This is a genomic window from Vibrio sp. 10N.222.54.A3 (genome assembly GCF_041474095.1).
GTDB lineage: Bacteria > Pseudomonadota > Gammaproteobacteria > Enterobacterales > Vibrionaceae > Vibrio > Vibrio crassostreae_C.
This window is the reverse complement of record NZ_JBFRTN010000027.1, coordinates 1-15,013: the sequence shown is the minus strand read 5'-3', so window position 1 is coordinate 15,013 and position 15,013 is coordinate 1. Positions and strand designations below refer to the sequence as shown.

Below are 15,013 nucleotides of genomic sequence, written 5' to 3'. Positions count from 1 at the left end.
TAAAACGTTTTGATATTCATCAACGAGTGCCCACACAGATTGATAGGTTTAAATTGTTAAAGAGCGCTAGCGTTTTGTGATTCACATCTCAGTCGCTAGGGGTGCGTACTATACCCGCACCACTTTGAGAGTCAAGGGTTATTTTCAAACTCTTTTTCTCTACCGATTTCGCTGTGTGACTTTCGTCTCACTCCGTGTCGGTGAGGCGGCATTATAGAGAGATTGAGATGGAGCACAAGGGCTTTTTGAAATAAAAGTTTTGTTCGCCTAAAAAGCCACCAGATCCGCATTTTTCGAATAAAAACTAAACATTTGAGACGTATCACAGCAATACATTGGAAAAATGGAAGCCATGAACGTAAGATTCATGTGTCTATTTTGTTAATGGTAGATGCGTCTATTTCGTTTATTAATATGTAGTATTCCGATATGAACTCAAAAAAATCGATGTTGTTAATTGTCGCACTGGCTGTATTAGGCGGCATTGTTTTCTCTCAGGTAGATATATCGCCTGCAATTACCTTTATCCTTGGTGTCTTGGCTTCCGCTTTTGTTGTTAACTTTTCAAGCACCGACTCAAAATCAGATTCAGAACCTAAGGCTTCAACCAAAACACTTTATGTGGGTAACCTTCCATACAAAGCGAACGAATCACATGTACGTGAATTATTCTCAGAGCATGGTGAAGTATTTGCAGTACGTTTAATGAAAGACAAACGTACTGGTAAAAGAAGAGGCTTTGGATTTGTTGTTATGGCAAGTAATGATGTGAATCATGCAATCTCTGCACTTAACGATAAAGATTACATGCAACGCACTTTAAAAGTACGTGTTGCAAATGATCCTAAACATCCTGAAGCGGACGAATCTGAACTGAGCTAAACCCTAACTGCTTTAACATACTATTTAGTGCACTTTCTTTTTTAGGAAGTGCACTACAAAAAACTTCACGTACTCCCCCTTCTTTATTAACGCTTTCCAAACCCAACAAATCTTGAACCCGCTTAGCTATCGCTTTACCAGAATCTATCAGCACTACACTTTCACCTAGTACTTGTTGAATCTCTGATTTGATCAATGGGAAATGAGTACATCCTAATACAGCCACATCAATTGTGTTGATCATCGGCTGAAGGATTTGCTGTAACTCTTCAAGGCTAATCTCCTCGCCTCTGAGTTTATCTTCGGCCATATCCACCAGCCGAGTAGAACCCAACAGCTCTACTCTTTTATTACTCGAGAAGTTTTTGATGAGCTCGTGTGTGTATTCACGAGTAATCGTCGCGGGAGTCGCAATAAGGCCAACCGCTTTATTAGCCAGTAACGAAGCAGGTTTGATTGCCGGGACTACGCCGACAATAGGGATAAGGTTATTAGCGCGAAGTGTCGGCAGGACTATCGTACTGGCCGTATTACAAGCTATCACCACGATATCAATAGCGTGACTCGCCACAAAACTGGCGACGATACTTTGGACTCGCTGAATGAGGACTTGCTGATCGAGCTCACCATAAGGGTAAGCCTCGTTATCGAATACATAGATATAGTTGTGATTGGGTAGTAACTGGCTTATCTCTTTATATACAGACAGACCGCCAACTCCAGAATCAAAGACCAATATGTTTTTTTGTATGCTTTCCGACACAACCATTACCTGTAATAAGTTCCGCAGCAATGATACCCCTTCACCTAGTTTTCGCCAATCATCACTCTACATAATGCAAGCTCGGTAGCGTTGATGCCCAAAGCGCTCACCCTGCTCTACATTTTCTCGCTCTATCTTAAGCTTACCTTTAAAGCATCGCGCTGACGTGACTAAGGTATGGAACTCACCATCTTCTCCACATGGGTCGACGTGACTTGGCAAACTGTCTATTAGTTCAGGCGTGTATTCTTTCCCGCAATAGCTCATGTCTAATGCATCGCTATCAACTGTGACGAGAAAGGTTTCGATTCCTCTATTTATGATTTCTTGAGCCAGAGTTTGGCTACTCTCTCCCAGTAGAGGAAATACACACTCCCAGCCCGCAGGTTCTATATAACTTCTTCGGTAGTCAGCAATACCATTGCAAAACATATCGCCGAATGCCACGGCATCAATAGATAAACCCGATCCTTTAAGCGCCGTAACAATCGTACTTTGATAGATCTCGTTACTTGGGAAGACTTCCGGCAGCTCAATCGTTATTAATGGCAAGCCGAACAATGTTGCCTGCATTCCGACAACCTCGATTGACGTGACTTGGAAAGGAACCTCATCACCAACATACGTAGTATAGAGAGCAACAACTTCATACTCGGTGCTTTCAAGTAGACGTTCTAGGGTTAATGTAGAGTCTTTGCCTGACGACCAACTTATGACGACTTTCTTTTTCATTGATATACCCAATAAGAAAAAACCGCCCGAAGGCGGTTTAGGTGATAATTAGAATTGGTAAGTAGCATTCACGTAATATGTACGCTCTGGTGATGGGTATCCACCAGCAGTCTCGTACTCTTCGTCAGTTAAGTTATCCACTCGACCATTTAAAGTAAGGTTTTCATTCGCATAGTAGTTCACTGAAACATCAAACAAGCTATACGCTGCGAGATCTTCAGAGAAGTCCGGTCTCTCACCTACATATTGGAAACCTAATGAAACATCAACATCATCGAAACTAGCCACTGCATTATACTTGTAAATCTTCTTAGCTCGGCGTATCAGTTGCTCACCAGATTGATCTTCTGGGTCTTGGAAATTAGCGCTCACTTGGTGGTTAATAAAGCTAGTATCAAATCCAACGACCATTTCCACACCACGTAATTGGCTTTCGCCATCGGTATTGTAGTACTTACTTGTCGCGTAGTTGTAATCAATTAAGTCTTCGACGTTCGTGTCATAGCCAGTAATCGACCAATCAACATCCTTGATTAAGCCACCAAAAGTCAGTTCAAATGAATCTGCCTTTTCAGCTTCTAACTGTGCATTACCGTAGTAGCTATATAGTTGATACAAGTTAGGTGCTTTGAAGGATGTGCCATAAGCTGCTTTTACAACAAGCCACTCAGCATAACGATAGCCTAACCCTGTGTTGTAAGTAGTTTCTGTACCAAACTGCTCATTGTCATCAACACGAAGACTCAGTTCTCCGAACACTTTATCCGCATCTGCGTTTAATGCAGCGAAGTACGCAACATTCGTTCTGTCGTATTCAGTATTCGAAGGCTTAACAATATAAGCCTCATCACGCCAATCTACACCACCACTAAGAGTCAGTGACGACGTTAGTTTGTATGAATTCACCCATTGAACATTTAGCTGTTCAAGCTCATCAGATGTTGCTGACGCTGAGTTCTTGCCTAAAGACTGTTCGTAGTTCCAGTTATCTTGATTCTGATAGTTAACTAAGAAATCAGACTTAAGTTCACTGCCACTATATTTAACACCAGTAGCAAAGGTCGAATTTTGAACTTCAGCTTCTTTGTAAGAATGGTCTGTACCAAATGAACCATCGTACTGAGAAATGGTTTCAAACATACGGAAATTCGCGAAGCCACTCCATTGCTGATCAAAATTATGAACATAACCAATTAGAGCATTGCGTGATTCAAAACCATGGCGATCACCATCATTAACACCTGGTAATGGATGAACGTTGTATCCCTCATCGGAATCGTAACCAACAGATACGTTCAAGTGACCATTTTCACCGACCTTAGTACCACTAACAAAGCTCAGCTCTTGGTAATCTAAGCTTCCTAAACCTGCACTAACTGCCGTTTTTTCATTGTCAGAGTTTGCAACAGTAATAATGTTGATAACACCGCCGATAGCTTCTGAACCATACATAGCAGCACGAGCGCCTCGTACATACTCGACTCGTTCAACAAATGTGATTGGCAGCTGGCTGAAATCGACACCACCTTTTGCAGCGCGAGCAAAACGAATGCCGTCAATTAACACAAGAACCTGATCAGAGTTAGCACCTCGAACAAAGATCGAAGCTTGCTGGCCTCTACCACCATTCTGTGTAACTTGAATGCCCGTTAATCGTTTGAATACATCAGTTAGTGACTTAGCTTGAATACGAGCTATATCTTGACGTGTCACAACCTCAACTTGAGCGACAACACTTTCGGTGCTTTGCTCAAAACGGTTAGCCGTAACCACCATGGTTTCGTCGGCAGATGCTTGTTGGGCGTGTAAATTGGAGATAGGTGAAAGCAGCGATGCTACAGCAACCGCTAAAAGGGATTTGTTCATGTTGTGATCCTAAATCGCGTAAAGTCCTACCAAACCACATTTATGGTTTGGCCGCTGGCAGGTATTCGGACTCAAGAGCACAACCTTATGGTTACCTTGTATTCGACTTCCCACAAAAAGCTATTTGCAGTGTCTGATGAATACTTGTTCTCTTTTACCGCTGCGCGTCAGTTCTGGATTCGCACCAGATTCCCTCTTCAGCCATCTATACATCCAAATGGCACCAGCTTGCCGAAGATAGTATTGACCTCTGAATCATTTGTCTAGTCTAAGATAGTTATAAGCTATAGTTTTCATGGCCGATTTACATTGAATGGCGCTCAACACTGGACAAGCGCCTGTGATTGAATAAAATCTGCGCTCTTGATTTAAAAGCACGACAGCAAAAGGCATAACAATGGCGAATTTAGATGTAAACCCGCAACGCTACCAAGAACAACTGGCAGAAAAGACTGAACGTCTTACTGAAATGTTCTCAGAATATAATGTGCCTGAGCTGGAAGTGTATGAATCTCCAGAACAACACTACCGCATGCGTGCTGAGTTCCGCGTGTGGCATGAAGGTGACGATATGTATTACGTCATGTTCAATCAAGAGACCAAAGAAAAATACCGCGTAGACCAGTTTCCTGCGGCTAGTCGTCTTATCAACGATCTAATGCCTCTATTAACAGATGCAATGAAGGACAACCACTCTCTACGCCACAAGCTATTCCAAGTAGACTTCCTTTCTACGTTAAGCGGTGAGATTTTGGTGTCACTGCTTTACCACCGTCAATTAGGTGAACAGTGGATTCAAGATGCTAAAGCGCTTAAGCAGCAATTAAATGATGAAGGCTTTAACCTAAACCTGATTGGCCGTGCGCGTAAGATGAAAATCGTACTGGATCGCGACTACGTCATTGAAAAGCTAGATGTGAATGGTGATAGCTATATATACCAGCAAGTAGAGAACAGCTTTACTCAACCAAACGGCAAAGTAGCAGAGAAAATGTTGGAATGGGCTGTCGACTGTACTCAAGACAGCAAAGGTGACTTGCTTGAGCTTTACTGTGGTAACGGTAACTTCTCATTAGCTCTGGCACAAAACTTTGAGCGTGTACTTGCAACAGAGCTAGCGAAGCCATCTGTAGAATCTGCTCAATACAACATTGCGGCGAACAAGATTGATAATGTTCAGATCATTCGTATGTCTGCGGAAGATTTTACCGTAGCAATGGAAGGTAAGCGTGAATTCCGCCGCCTACAGCAAGCAAACATCGATCTAAAGAGCTACAACTGCAACACTATCTTTGTTGATCCACCGCGTTCAGGTATGGACGTTGATACTTGTAAGATGGTGCAAGGCTACGAGCGCATCATGTACATCTCTTGTAACCCTGAAACACTGAAAGAGAACCTAGAGATCTTAAGCGAAACCCACGATATCACTCGTTTTGCTCTGTTCGACCAGTTCCCTTACACGCACCACATGGAAGCAGGTGTGTTCTTAGAACGTAAAGCATAAAACACGCTTTCTCGACCTAAGACAAACAGCAGATACAAAAAAACGAGCCAATCGGCTCGTTTTTTTATTTATAGGTTGGCTTAAGCAGTTTTGCCGATAAAGCCGAGTTTCTTACCTACCCATGCAAGAAGCAACATCGCGACAATAATCGCAAAGAAGTTTGAGCCAGCATCAGGGTGTTGTGCCTTCACAAAAGCCGAGTGGCCAAATGCACCTACAAAGAAACAAGCCAAACCTACTAGTGGAATATCTTCAGATACTGGGTTAGTTAGGTACTCTTGGTAAAGTGCTTGTACAGCCAAGACTAAAGCAATCAGTGGGAAAATAGAGAAGCCCACTTCGCTCATTGTTACCCAAGATAACAGAGCATCACCACACACACCGGCAATAACAGCAAGTACGAGTGTCTTTCTTTCTGAACCACGGTTTACAGTATTATTTTCATTCGACATTATTCAATCCCGCCTTTTAATCGGTTACGTTCACGTTCTTTACGATACCAAAAAGCCCCTTTGGCCATCATTCGCAATTGCATGATCAAGCGTTCAGCCAATTCATCTCGCTGACGTCGATCTAAATCTAATGCTTCTGCCCCTGAGTTGAAGACCAAGATAACGGAGGCTTCCGCTTGAGTAAAAGCTTCGTCTCGTGTCATGCCAGTCGTTATCAAATATTCGGTTAACTCAGCAGAGAAGTGCTGTATCTCACGAGCTACCGCTGCACGAAACTCAAATGAAGTTCCTGAGCGCTCTCGCAATAACAGTCTGAATACGTTAGGGCTGCTTTCAATGAATTCCATAAAGGTTTCAACCGATGTACGAATCACACTGCCTTCTTTTACTATGCGTTGCCTAGCTTGACGCATTAACTGGCGCAGCAGTAAGCCACCTTCATCAACCATGGTTAAGCCAAGCTCATCCATGTCTTTGAAGTGACGATAAAAGGAAGTCGGTGCTATTCCAGCCTCACGAGCGACTTCTCTCAAGCTTAGATTGGAAAAACTACGATCGGCGCTGAGTTGGCTAAATGCTGCATCGATTAAGCTGCGACGAGTTTTTTCTTTTTGCTGTGCGCGAATGCCCATTGGTTTCATACTTTATCAATTTCTTCTTTTACAGCCTAAACAGGCATGTCTAATACTCTATTCAATATAACGCGAATCACTTATTTATATAAGGCACTCTGGTTATATAAGACACTAAACATACCTCTTTGCTCACGTACCGAAGTAAATACGTTCGAAGAAAAAATTTCAATATCCACGCTGTCATTTGGAGACATACGACATACCAAATATTATTTTTTCGATAACACTGCGTGATCCCACCGACTCTCTGATGCCCTTTTCATGTACCCGAGAACAGAATCGGTTAAAATCTCGCTAAAGCAATGTTAATCAAATATAACAAGGAAGATATCTATGCCGCACTCCAACCACTTTGATGTAATCGTAATTGGTAGTGGCCCCGGAGGAGAAGGGGCAGCGATGGGATTAACCAAAGCCGGGTTGAACGTTGCAATCATTGAGAAAGAGAGCAGCGTTGGTGGTGGTTGTACTCACTGGGGAACAATTCCTTCAAAAGCACTGCGTCATGCCGTAAGTCGTATTATCGAATTCAACAGTAATCCGCTGTTTTGTCAGAACAACAAAAGCATACACTCAACGTTTTCTAACATTTTGGGGCATGCCAAATCGGTTATCGACAAGCAGACTCGATTACGCCAAGGCTTCTACGACCGCAACCAGTGCACGTTGGTCTTTGGTACTGCACGTTTTATCGATACCAACACTGTCTCGGTAATGCAAAGCGATGGCACTGAAGAACATTACAGTGCAGACAAATTTGTTATCGCGACAGGCTCTCGCCCTTACCAACCAGATAACGTCGACTTCCTGCATGAACGTATCTACGACAGTGACTCGATTCTTTCTCTTAAACACGACCCTCAACACATCATCATCTATGGGGCTGGCGTTATTGGTTGTGAATACGCTTCAATCTTCCGTGGTTTAGGCGTTAAAACCGATCTTATTAATACTCGCGATCGCCTGTTGTCATTCTTAGACAATGAAACCTCGGATGCTCTGTCTTATCACTTCTGGAACAGCGGCGTTGTTATTCGTAACGATGAAACCTTTGAGAAAATTGAAGGTACTGACGACGGTGTAATCATTCACTTAGAGTCTGGTAAGAAAATGCGTGCCGACTGTCTACTGTATGCCAATGGCCGAACGGGTAATACTGACAAGCTGAATCTTGGTGCCGTTGGCTTAGAAGCGGACTCTCGAGGACAAGTATCAGTCAACAGCAACTACCAAACCAGTGTTGAACATGTTTACGCTGTTGGTGATGTGATTGGGTATCCTAGCCTAGCAAGTGCTGCTTATGACCAAGGTCGATTCGTGGCCCAAGCCGTGGTGAAAGGTGAAGCAGAACGACACCTTATCGAAGACATCCCAACAGGTATCTATACCATTCCTGAGATCAGCTCTGTCGGTAAAACAGAACAAGAGCTTACTGCGGCTAAAGTACCTTATGAAGTGGGACGATCTTCATTCAAACACTTAGCTCGTGCTCAAATCGCAGGTAAAGATATTGGTAGCTTGAAGATACTTTTCCATCGTGAAACTAAAGAGATTTTAGGTATCCACGTTTTTGGTGAGCGTGCTGCTGAGATCATCCACATCGGTCAGGCGATCATGGAACAGAAAGGCGAAGCCAATACCATCGAGTACTTTGTGAATACTACCTTCAACTATCCAACAATGGCCGAAGCGTATCGCGTCGCAGCGCTGAACGGACTTAACCGTTTGTTCTAAACAAAGGACCAACAGGACTATTTGACCACCTGTAGGCCAAATACATAAACAGCAAGCCATGAGCTTGCTGTTTTCATTTAAACCACTGAATTATATAGTTATGTTAGCAATTAGATCATAATGTTCTAAATGCCACTTTACCTGCACGGCTTCTCTTTTCACTCCCTGAACTAAGCTATCTAATCTATCTAAGCTAAGCGAGAAACTCACCTTTCTTCCACTGAGAGATAAATAGAACACCAAGACCAATGCCGCGCATTGCCATAAAGCTCAACATTGCTAGCCACAGCGCATGGTTCTCTAAACCTGATGCTAAGTAGAAAATCGCAAAGAAACTGCATGTGGCCACAAACATACTGTTACGCATATCTTTGCCTTTGGTAGCGCCCACGAAAATACCGTCTAGCAAGAAGCACCACATAGAAATGAGCGGCATCGCAATCAGCCATGGCAGATACACCTCAGCCTGACTCTTAACCTCTGGAATTGTAGTAATCATATTAATCAAACTAGACCCAGCAATCGCGAACACTATGGTCAGTACCAAACAAATATTGAAGCTCCAGAAGAAAGTTCCAATCAATGACTGGTTCAGCTCTTCTTTATCTTTCGCGCCAATCGCCTTTCCGACCATAGCTTCCATTGCATAAGCAAAACCATCCATCCCATAAGAAATGATCATCAAGAAGCTCATCAATACCGCATTAGCCGCCACCACATCATCACCAAAACTTGCACCTTGGAAGGTCATAAAAGTGAAAGTCGCTTGCAGACAAAGCGAGCGCAGAAAGATATCGCGATTCAGTTTTACGAAACGACTCAAACCTTGGCTGGTTTTCTTAAGCAGCTCCCATGGAGATGGCAGTTGCCTCTTCATCCAGATTCGATAAACACAAATTAAGCCAAACGTTAGACCCGCATAGTCCGCTATCACCGATGCCAATGCCGCACCTTCAACTTGCCAGCCGAGGCCAATCACAAATACGATATCTAAAACAATGTTGGTGATATTAGTGATAATCACCATCCACATTGGCGCTTTAGCATTTTGGGTTCCGAGCAACCAACCTAAAATTACAAAGTTAGTTAGCGCAGCAGGTGCACTCCAGGCACGGATAGAGAAGTACTGCAGGCCATAATGTTTGACTTGCTCGCTGGCACTGCTCAATGAGAAAACCGCATCCGCAACAAAGCTGTGTAAAAGCAAAAAGACACCAGCAAACCCTAAGGCCATAGTCACGCCTTGCACAAAGACTAAACCAAGCTGCTTACCATCATTCGCACCATAAGATTGCGCGGCCAATCCAGTCGTCGACATACGCAGGAAACCAAGCAACCAGAAGGTCACACTGATCATGGTGCCGCCTAAGGCCACACCACCTAAATACCAAGAATGCTCTAGGTGACCGATAACCGCAGCATCGACTAAGCCCAGCAGTGGAACCGTAATATTAGAGAGAACCATCGGGATAGCGAGCAATAGCACTTTTTTGTGCATCGCCTGATTGGATAGCGTTTGAAAAATAGTTTGGGGATTAAATAGCTTCACGATCACCTCTTTAATTAGAGGCGATAGTTTAACCTAGTGGGTGGGCTTTCACTATGTTGTGGGGTTTTACTTATCTTGATACGTCTATTCAGCTACCTGCAAACAAAGTCGCTAGCACTACCACTTAACAAGCACTAACTGTGGCGTTAAGCGCTTTTTGACCTGAGAGATCTTACACAGTAATCGCTGCCACAATTTCCAACGATTGCATTGTTGATCAAGTGGAGAAAACGCTTTTACCCATTGCGCCCATGGCAGCCAATTAAGAACACTGTCTACTGGGGAAGATAAGCCATGTGCATATTTTCCTGAACCAAGCTTTTGCCCAAGAGCACTAGAGCTTTTGTCTCCAGCTAACACTAAACACGCGTGTGCATGAGTAAAGTAACGACTCAATGACTGAATAAAATATGCGGTTTGTTGTTCATTGCAATCAAGCAAAGCATGTTCGCACACCACCATCACTGAGGCTTGTTCTGGGATGTTGAGCTCATCCAACCAAGTCAGCTCGTCAACCGAACCACACTCCAAACGGTAGCGTTCATTCTTGTGGAACAGGCGTTGGCGCCAAACTAGATTTTCAGTTACATCCAATTCAACCCAATGACAGCGGCCATTATCTAAACGGTAGAAACGAGTATCGAGGCCTGCCCCAACATTGATAATCCAAGCATCTGGGTTATGAGATAGAAATTGTTGAACTTGAGAGTCACAAAGCTGAGTCAATGTTGCGTAGAGAAGTTGTTGTTGGTCGAGTTCACCAGTAAGACATTCTGGTGCTAATTGGCAGCGCTTGCAGGCTTGAGCTGCGATAGGGTCATAGACTAGGCCGTCATCGGCAAGGCTTTCGCGGCTGCGAAACCAAAGATGTTGAACGAGATCCGTCGGAACTTGGAATTCCTGATGTGCAGACCCTTGATCAAAAGGAGCCTTTTGAACAGAAGAGCGCGGCTTAGGAATAAGCGGCTTCATTTGAGGTTTGGTTGGATTTGGCATCATCATCTTCCTTGTATCTCGACAAAGAAGATGATAATGAATATCAATTACAATAACAAGTTATTGAGAATAAATATCAATAAGCTGTTTGTACTGATTACATCCAGTCAGTGTTGCGGATAATACCAACAGCCAGCCCTTCAATAGACAGGTGTTGAGATTCCAGATCGACATGGATTGGAGAAAACTCTTCATTTTCAGCGTGTAACAGCACCGTTGAACCTTTACGCTCTAGGCGTTTTACCGTTACATCATCGTCGACACGAGCAACGACAACTTGTCCATCACGCACGTCTTGTGTTTTATGAACAGCTAATAAATCACCATCCATAATACCGATGTCTTTCATACTTTCGCCATTTACACGAAGTAAGAAGTCAGCTTGTGGTTTAAACATGCCTGGATCAACTTGGTAATGCATTTCTACATGCTCTTGAGCCAAGATAGGCTCACCAGCGGCAACCTGACCGATTAATGGTAAACCTTGCTCTTCGTTTGCTGCATCTTCAAGCAAAATACGAATACCGCGAGACGCACCCGGGATAATCTCAATCGCTTCTTTACGAGCAAGAGCTTTCAAATGTTCTTCTGCAGCATTAGCAGAACGGAAGCCTAGTTCACGCGCGATTTCTGCACGTGTCGGTGGCATACCGGAATCTTCGATCTTACCTTTGATAAGGTCAAAGACTTGTTGCTGGCGGGGCGTTAACGGCTTCATGATTCACCTGTCTTTTTATACAGTTGACTGTGAGTATATCCAGTAACTGAACAAAAGCAAAGCAATTGGTTGTTTTTAGTTCATTTTTAGCAAATTACAAAAACAGGATCTCTAGCCACACATAACCTGCGAGTGCCAAACAGATGAAAACTGCTGCCGAACCGACATCTTTAGCCATCCCAGAAAGCTCATGATGTTCACTGCCGATTCGGTCGACAACCGCTTCAATCGCGGTATTGATTAGCTCGACAACCATCACCAATACCACCGATGAGATCATTAAGATTCTCTCAACTTGGCTTACATCTAAGTAAAACGCCAACGGAATAAGCACTGCGGCCATGAATACTTCTTGTCGAAATGCCGCCTCGTTTTTAAACGAGCTCGTGATGCCTTGCCATGAAAAGCCCGCCGCTTTCACGATACGTTTGAATCCGGTGTTTGATTTTTTGGTCATTTTTAACCCTATACTCAATCAGTCGATGAATGATTTTCCACAAACTTAACGGCAATATGACTATTTCCATTAAAAGGTTAGACCAGTTTCTGGTATTCTTGCATCGATTAAATTTACGCCTAGGCTTATCCCTATTTCACTCATAGGATTTATCCTTTTTATCAGAGAAATAGAGATACGCTTCAGCACATTGAAATAACTATTGAGGCAGTGAACCTATATGTCTTCTGGACAATCTTTTTCACGTTCATTAATGAAGCTACCTTTATCCGTATTGGTAAAGGGCACATCAATTCCTTCAAACCCTGTTGAGGATTTGAACATTGATTTGAGCAAACCGATTGTATACGCCTTACCGTTTCGCTCAAGTGTCGACATTCTTACATTGCAAAAACATGCACTTGAATTAGGCCTACCTGATCCGTTGAGCAAGCTTGAAATCAACGGCAAATCACTGCAACGCTACGTTTTCATCTCTTCTCGCAAAACTCTGCTGCAAGACGATGATTATGTACCAAGCTCTTCAATTGAAGTGTTCTCTGAATTGCTTTCACTGCACGCCGACGACTCTGAACTCGATGTTCAAGTTATCCCTGCTACCGTTTTGTGGGGGCGCAAACCTGGTAAAGAGAATAACCAGAAGCCTTACCTACAGGCAATGAACGGCTTAGAGAAATCAAAAGCGGTATTGCTAGCCGGTCGTGACTGCTTGGTTCGCTTTAGTCCTGTGGTTTCTCTGCGTTACATGGCCAACTCACACGGCACCGACAGCACCATCGCGCACAAACTGGCGCGCGTGGCACGTATTCACTTCTCTCGCCAAAAGCTTGCAGCATCAGGCCCTAACCTGCCAAGCCGCCAAGCTCTGTTTGATCGCCTGTTAAAATCAGAAGCGATCAAAAAAGCGATTGAAGACGAAGCACAAGCAAAGAACATCTCGATCGAGAAAGCGAGCAAAGAAGCTCAAGACATTATGGACGAGATTGCTGCGAACTTCTCTTACTCGCTGATCAAGCGTGGTGAGAAGATTCTTGGTTGGCTGTGGAATAAGTTGTACCAAGGCCTGCATATCAGCAACGCTTCAACGGTTCGTAAGTTGGCTCAAGATGGTCACGAGATTGTTTACGTGCCTTGTCACCGTAGCCACATGGACTACTTACTGCTTTCTTATGTGCTTTATCATGAAGGCATGGTGCCGCCGCACATCGCTGCGGGTATCAACCTGAACTTCTTCCCTGCCGGTCCTATTTTCCGTCATGGTGGTGCGTTCTTTATTCGTCGTAGCTTCAAAGGCAACAAGCTGTACTCGACGATTTTCCGTGAATACCTAGCGGAGTTGTTCGCTAAAGGTTACTCAGTAGAGTACTTCAGTGAAGGTGGGCGTTCTCGTACAGGTCGTTTATTGCAAGCGAAGACCGGCATGTTGGCGATGACTATTCAAGCGATGCTGCGCGGCATGAATCGCCCGGTGACTTTGGTTCCTGTGTACATCGGCTACGAGCACGTGATGGAAGTGGCGACTTACGCAAAAGAACTTCGTGGTAAGCGTAAAGAGAAAGAAAACGCGAGCTTAGTGATTCGTACCATTCGTAAGCTGCGTAACTTTGGTAAAGGCTACGTGAACTTCGGTGAGCCAATTCAACTGAACCAATACCTGAATGAACACTCACCTGAGTGGACCAAAGACATCGACCCAATGGGCACTAGCAAACCACAATGGATGAACCCGGTGGTTAATGACTTGGCGACCAAAATGATGACGCACATTAACGATGCGGCAGCGACCAATGCCCTGACCCTTTGTGCAACGGCACTATTGGCTTCAAGACAGCGCGCATTGTCTCGTGACTCTTTGGTTTCTCAGATTAATTGCTACCTGTCTCTGCTTAAGAATGTTCCATATTCGGCAACGTTCACTGTGCCAAAAGACAGCGCTGAAGATTTAGTAAAACATGCTGAATCACTGAACAAGTTCTTGATTGAATCAGACTCAATGGGCGACATCATTTCGCTAGACCGTCACCAGTCAATTCTGATGACCTACTACCGAAACAACATCATTCACTTGTTTGCTCTGCCATCGTTAATTGCCCAGATGACTATTCGTCAACGCGGTTTATCAATTGACGCGATCCAAGAGAACGTTGCTGCTATCTACCCGTTCTTGAAGAAAGAGCTGTTCCTAAGCTACGACGAAGACAAGCTTGAAGGCGTGGTTTCTAACATCATTGAAGAGCTGGTTAACCAAGGTATGCTTGTGGTTTCTGATAATGAAGTCACCATCAACCAATCAAACAGCCAAGCACTGATGCTGTTAGGTCGTACGATTTCAGAAACGCTACAACGCTACTCTATTGCTTTGAACCTGTTAGCAGAGAACCCTGATCTGGATAAATCCGATCTTGAACAGAAGAGCCAAGACATTGCACAGCGACTTGGTCGTCTGCAAGGCATCAATGCACCAGAATTCTTCGATAAAGGCGTGTTTGCGTCGATGTTCGCTACTCTGAAACAACAGCAATATCTGGATAACGATGGTAACTGTGATTTAGAAAAGACTCAGCAATTCGCTAAGCTTCTCTACTCAATGCTTTACCCTGAAGTACGTTTGACGATTCAAGAGAGTATCCACCAAGCGGAGTAATCATCAGCTTAGAATCTCTTGAATAGCGAGACCGAACACGATCAAAAAAGGCACCCAATGGGCTGTCTCTTATACACA

At 43.9% G+C, this 15,013-nt stretch carries 13 protein-coding genes and 1 riboswitch; of the genes, 4 read left to right on the top strand and 9 right to left on the bottom strand.

The window, feature by feature from the left end:
* The first annotated feature begins 429 nt into the window (after positions 1 to 429).
* Positions 430 to 882, top strand: a complete 453-nt coding sequence (locus AB4507_RS08310) for an RNA-binding protein (protein WP_017061054.1) — start codon at positions 430 to 432, stop codon at positions 880 to 882.
* Here the strand turns inward: AB4507_RS08310 and murI are convergent.
* From murI to btuB, 3 genes are read right to left on the bottom strand one after another with little or no spacing between them, the layout of a single operon-like run.
* Positions 845 to 1,651 carry a glutamate racemase gene (gene murI, locus AB4507_RS08305; protein WP_017061053.1) on the bottom strand — a complete coding sequence of 269 codons (807 nt, stop codon included), beginning with the start codon at positions 1,649 to 1,651 and terminating at the stop codon, positions 845 to 847. The two genes, AB4507_RS08310 and murI, sit on opposite strands and share 38 nt — an antisense overlap.
* Before the next feature lie 60 nt (positions 1,652 to 1,711).
* Entirely contained in the window at positions 1,712 to 2,377 is a 666-nt protein-coding gene (locus AB4507_RS08300; RefSeq protein ID WP_372182517.1) for an ATPase, read from the bottom strand.
* Between the two features lie 48 nt (positions 2,378 to 2,425).
* A complete protein-coding gene (btuB, locus tag AB4507_RS08295) occupies positions 2,426 to 4,243 on the bottom strand; it encodes a TonB-dependent vitamin B12 receptor (RefSeq protein WP_372182516.1) in 1,818 nt (605 codons plus the stop codon).
* Between the two features lie 38 nt (positions 4,244 to 4,281).
* Positions 4,282 to 4,486: riboswitch (cobalamin riboswitch) on the bottom strand.
* 154 nt (positions 4,487 to 4,640) lie between these two features.
* Between btuB and trmA the strand changes: the two genes are divergently transcribed.
* Positions 4,641 to 5,750 (top strand): tRNA (uridine(54)-C5)-methyltransferase TrmA, encoded by a 1,110-nt coding sequence (trmA, locus tag AB4507_RS08290; RefSeq protein WP_372182515.1) that lies wholly within the window; start codon positions 4,641 to 4,643, stop codon positions 5,748 to 5,750.
* Between the two features lie 80 nt (positions 5,751 to 5,830).
* On the opposite strand, the gene AB4507_RS08285 is transcribed toward trmA, so the two are convergent.
* Together AB4507_RS08285 and fabR are read right to left on the bottom strand one after the other, a co-directional pair.
* A complete protein-coding gene (locus AB4507_RS08285) occupies positions 5,831 to 6,202 on the bottom strand; it encodes a YijD family membrane protein (protein ID WP_017061049.1) in 372 nt (123 codons plus the stop codon).
* A complete protein-coding gene (gene fabR / locus AB4507_RS08280) occupies positions 6,202 to 6,843 on the bottom strand; it encodes an HTH-type transcriptional repressor FabR (RefSeq protein WP_010438693.1) in 642 nt (213 codons plus the stop codon). Before fabR ends, AB4507_RS08285 begins: the two co-directional genes overlap by 1 nt.
* 327 nt (positions 6,844 to 7,170) lie before the next feature.
* On the opposite strand from fabR, the gene sthA reads away from it, so the two are divergent.
* Positions 7,171 to 8,571 (top strand): Si-specific NAD(P)(+) transhydrogenase, encoded by a 1,401-nt coding sequence (gene sthA / locus AB4507_RS08275; RefSeq protein WP_121603717.1) that lies wholly within the window; start codon positions 7,171 to 7,173, stop codon positions 8,569 to 8,571.
* Between the two features lie 193 nt (positions 8,572 to 8,764).
* Here the strand turns inward: sthA and dinF are convergent, their stop codons facing one another.
* From dinF to AB4507_RS08255, 4 genes are all read right to left on the bottom strand, one after another.
* The gene (gene dinF, locus AB4507_RS08270; protein WP_372182513.1) at positions 8,765 to 10,120 is read right to left on the bottom strand and encodes an MATE family efflux transporter DinF; all 1,356 of its coding nucleotides are present in this window, start codon (positions 10,118 to 10,120) and stop codon (positions 8,765 to 8,767) included.
* A 117-nt stretch (positions 10,121 to 10,237) separates the two neighbouring features.
* Positions 10,238 to 11,116, bottom strand: a complete 879-nt coding sequence (locus tag AB4507_RS08265; RefSeq protein WP_029222714.1) for a class I SAM-dependent methyltransferase — start codon at positions 11,114 to 11,116, stop codon at positions 10,238 to 10,240.
* 97 nt (positions 11,117 to 11,213) lie between these two features.
* On the bottom strand, positions 11,214 to 11,834 hold the full coding sequence (gene lexA, locus AB4507_RS08260; protein ID WP_019820514.1) for a transcriptional repressor LexA: 621 nt from the start codon (positions 11,832 to 11,834) through the stop codon (positions 11,214 to 11,216).
* Between the two features lie 94 nt (positions 11,835 to 11,928).
* Positions 11,929 to 12,291 carry a diacylglycerol kinase gene (locus tag AB4507_RS08255; RefSeq protein ID WP_123923644.1) on the bottom strand — a complete coding sequence of 121 codons (363 nt, stop codon included), beginning with the start codon at positions 12,289 to 12,291 and terminating at the stop codon, positions 11,929 to 11,931.
* Positions 12,292 to 12,511: 220 nt separating this feature from the next.
* On the opposite strand from AB4507_RS08255, the gene plsB reads away from it, so the two are divergent.
* Entirely contained in the window at positions 12,512 to 14,935 is a 2,424-nt protein-coding gene (gene plsB, locus AB4507_RS08250) for a glycerol-3-phosphate 1-O-acyltransferase PlsB (RefSeq protein WP_048615034.1), read from the top strand.
* Positions 14,936 to 15,013: the final 78 nt, after the last annotated feature.

Coding starts and splice junctions, on each gene's coding strand:
- AB4507_RS08310 (WP_017061054.1), top strand. CDS start 430: ATGAACTCAAAAAAATCGATGTTGTTAATTGTCGCACTGGCTGTATTA.
- murI (WP_017061053.1), bottom strand. CDS start 1,651: ATGGTTGTGTCGGAAAGCATACAAAAAAACATATTGGTCTTTGATTCT.
- AB4507_RS08300 (WP_372182517.1), bottom strand. CDS start 2,377: ATGAAAAAGAAAGTCGTCATAAGTTGGTCGTCAGGCAAAGACTCTACA.
- btuB (WP_372182516.1), bottom strand. CDS start 4,243: ATGAACAAATCCCTTTTAGCGGTTGCTGTAGCATCGCTGCTTTCACCT.
- trmA (WP_372182515.1), top strand. CDS start 4,641: ATGGCGAATTTAGATGTAAACCCGCAACGCTACCAAGAACAACTGGCA.
- AB4507_RS08285 (WP_017061049.1), bottom strand. CDS start 6,202: ATGTCGAATGAAAATAATACTGTAAACCGTGGTTCAGAAAGAAAGACA.
- fabR (WP_010438693.1), bottom strand. CDS start 6,843: ATGAAACCAATGGGCATTCGCGCACAGCAAAAAGAAAAAACTCGTCGC.
- sthA (WP_121603717.1), top strand. CDS start 7,171: ATGCCGCACTCCAACCACTTTGATGTAATCGTAATTGGTAGTGGCCCC.
- AB4507_RS08265 (WP_029222714.1), bottom strand. CDS start 11,116: ATGCCAAATCCAACCAAACCTCAAATGAAGCCGCTTATTCCTAAGCCG.
- lexA (WP_019820514.1), bottom strand. CDS start 11,834: ATGAAGCCGTTAACGCCCCGCCAGCAACAAGTCTTTGACCTTATCAAA.
- AB4507_RS08255 (WP_123923644.1), bottom strand. CDS start 12,291: ATGACCAAAAAATCAAACACCGGATTCAAACGTATCGTGAAAGCGGCG.
- plsB (WP_048615034.1), top strand. CDS start 12,512: ATGTCTTCTGGACAATCTTTTTCACGTTCATTAATGAAGCTACCTTTA.